This is a genomic window from Tenacibaculum finnmarkense (assembly GCF_900239185.1).
Classification (GTDB): Bacteria; Bacteroidota; Bacteroidia; order Flavobacteriales; family Flavobacteriaceae; genus Polaribacter; species Polaribacter finnmarkensis.
On record NZ_OENA01000068.1, the window covers coordinates 1 to 2220 of the forward strand.

Annotated in this window: 4 protein-coding genes; all 4 read left to right on the plus strand. The window is 31.0% G+C overall.

Annotated elements, in window-relative coordinates:
* The first annotated feature begins 85 nt into the window (after positions 1–85).
* On the plus strand, positions 86–682 hold the full coding sequence (locus tag AQ1689_RS09205) for a hypothetical protein (RefSeq protein ID WP_101955904.1): 597 nt from the start codon (positions 86–88) through the stop codon (positions 680–682).
* A 66-nt stretch (positions 683–748) separates the two neighbouring features.
* Entirely contained in the window at positions 749–1252 is a 504-nt protein-coding gene (locus tag AQ1689_RS09210; protein WP_101955905.1) for a hypothetical protein, read from the plus strand.
* The gene (locus AQ1689_RS09215) at positions 1240–1527 is read left to right on the plus strand and encodes a hypothetical protein (protein WP_058885399.1); all 288 of its coding nucleotides are present in this window, start codon (positions 1240–1242) and stop codon (positions 1525–1527) included. The genes AQ1689_RS09210 and AQ1689_RS09215 overlap by 13 nt, the downstream gene beginning before the upstream one ends.
* Before the next feature lie 9 nt (positions 1528–1536).
* Positions 1537–2220 (plus strand): hypothetical protein (locus AQ1689_RS09220; protein ID WP_219618442.1); only part of this gene is annotated, 684 nt, incomplete at its 3' end.

The window sequence follows — 2220 nt, forward strand, 5'->3', positions numbered from 1 at the left end:
AGATGATGAAGTATCATTTGCATCATAAGAAATAACAATACAAGTACAACAACAACAATATTAATAATAAAGAAATACAAATAAGATGAGTTTATTAAGCAACCAAGAGAGATATTTAAGAGTAACGGAATTTTTAAAATCAAAATACAAGGATAGTGAAAAGTATCAAATGGAATGGAATCCAAAAAAAATGAAGCCAATGGATAACGAATTATATGTTACGACAGAGGCTAATATTGGATCTTTAGTATCATTAATCCAAGGAGATACCAAACAAGTCCCAGGCTTGAACAATTTTAACGGAAATGCTTTATCTAAAGGTAAAATTGCCGTTTTAGATGGGGTTGCTTTTGGCTTTGTTGTTGCTGATGAAGATTCTGTAGCTCATACTTTAACTTTTGACTACAGAAAAGTACCAAACTATTTACGTTTTGCAAACTTGAAATTAAGCCAAGATTCGCAATCATTAATTAATTTACCAATCAGTAATATAATTGATAACAGAAATGAATCGGGTACTTTTAGAGATTTAGGTGCTATGGTATTAGTAGAAGATGTGAGCGCAATTGATTTATATATTGACTATCCTAAAAATTTAAAAGCAACATTACCTGTAGGAAAGAAATTATTTGTTTCTATTCGTTTTAATGGGATGACCACTTACGGTATGCGTGCTGCATAAATACGATAAATAAACAGAAAAAAACCGCAATCAACTGTATTGCGGTTTTTTTATAAAATCCAAAAAATGGAAATAATCAAAAAACCAGAAAAAACAATATATCATGTTATTCAGGTAAACAAAAAATTATTAAAGCATCGTGAAAATGATATTATAGATTTCAAACCTTATTTAATAGATGATATTACAGATACTTTGCCAAAAGGTAAGCTAATCGGAATACATTTTAACTCTTATGTTAAAAAACTAGATACTTGGTCGGCTATTGATTATCAAGGAAGAGACAAAACACCTGCGGCGGATGATACAAGTATTCCAGAATTAAAGGCATTTATCTGTTCTTATACTCAAATTCGTATAGAAAACGGAAACGACAAGCTAGTTACTAAACCTTGTGATTTACGTGATTTTGAGCGTAAAAATTGGAGTGAAAAAGGTTTTAAAGAAGTTGAAATGAACCTAAACAATAACGAGCAGATTAAAATTCGTTGGGAAACTATCGGCGATGACTTTCCGCCAGTGGGAGAATTTGTATTTACAATAAAAGCGGCTGATGAATGTGCCATTTAAAAACGCTCTTAAAAAAAGACACTTATACAGGTGCTTTTACAATTGATTTATCTGAAATAAATAAATGTAAAGGCATTGTTTATATCGAAGTTTTACCGCTAAACGTGGCTGATAAATTAATATTAGATAACGTAGAAAGCGTATTGTATTCAGGTGACAAGCCATATAAATTAGAATCAAACCACCCTATTATTAACGGCGAATTGCATTTTAAACCAAGCAAAGCCTCTAATGATGAAATGAAATCTATTGTAAGGATTTTATTAGTAGAATAATTGTAACAGATGGAAACGATAAAACAGATTGAACACATATTGAGAAGTCCACATTGCGTGGTAACAATTTATGACAGCGATAATAACAAGCTGATAAAAGAGGTTCGTAAAAATAAAAATTGGTTTTCAGCTGATGATATTAATGAATTATACGGTTCTGTTGAAGGTCTTTTTAACCATCTGAAGCAAAAACAATACAATGAAACGACTTTTAAATTTGGGCGTATTCGAAACGAGAAAGTAAACCCACGGCTCGGAGTTGAAAACATCATTGTAAATATTCAGGATAATCTAAATAATCCAAAAAATCCAGAAAATCCAGAAAATCCAAAAAGTGAAATGGGAAAATCTAATAAAAATAATCCTGATTATTCAGGTAGTCAAATGCCAAATCTTGCAAATATGCAATATTTAGGCGCATTTGTAGATGCAGAACGTTCAGGCGATCATAAAAAGCGAGTTGCAGAACTTGAAGAAGATGTTAAAGACTACCGATCAGAAATTAGAACATTAAAAGAAGAAAATCATGTTCTAAGATTAAAAGATGCAACCTCAAAAGAACGTACTGAATTAAATATTCAAAAAGCATTAATTGATAAAAAAAGCTTTTTTGAAAGTGATGGTTTTCAAAAGGTTACAGAAGCCTTGGGCGGTTTAGTTCCAATGATACCACAGTTTTTAAACAAAGCAGCA

Coding starts and splice junctions, on each gene's coding strand:
- AQ1689_RS09215 (WP_058885399.1), top strand. CDS start 1,240: ATGTGCCATTTAAAAACGCTCTTAAAAAAAGACACTTATACAGGTGCT.
- AQ1689_RS09210 (WP_101955905.1), top strand. CDS start 749: ATGGAAATAATCAAAAAACCAGAAAAAACAATATATCATGTTATTCAG.
- AQ1689_RS09205 (WP_101955904.1), top strand. CDS start 86: ATGAGTTTATTAAGCAACCAAGAGAGATATTTAAGAGTAACGGAATTT.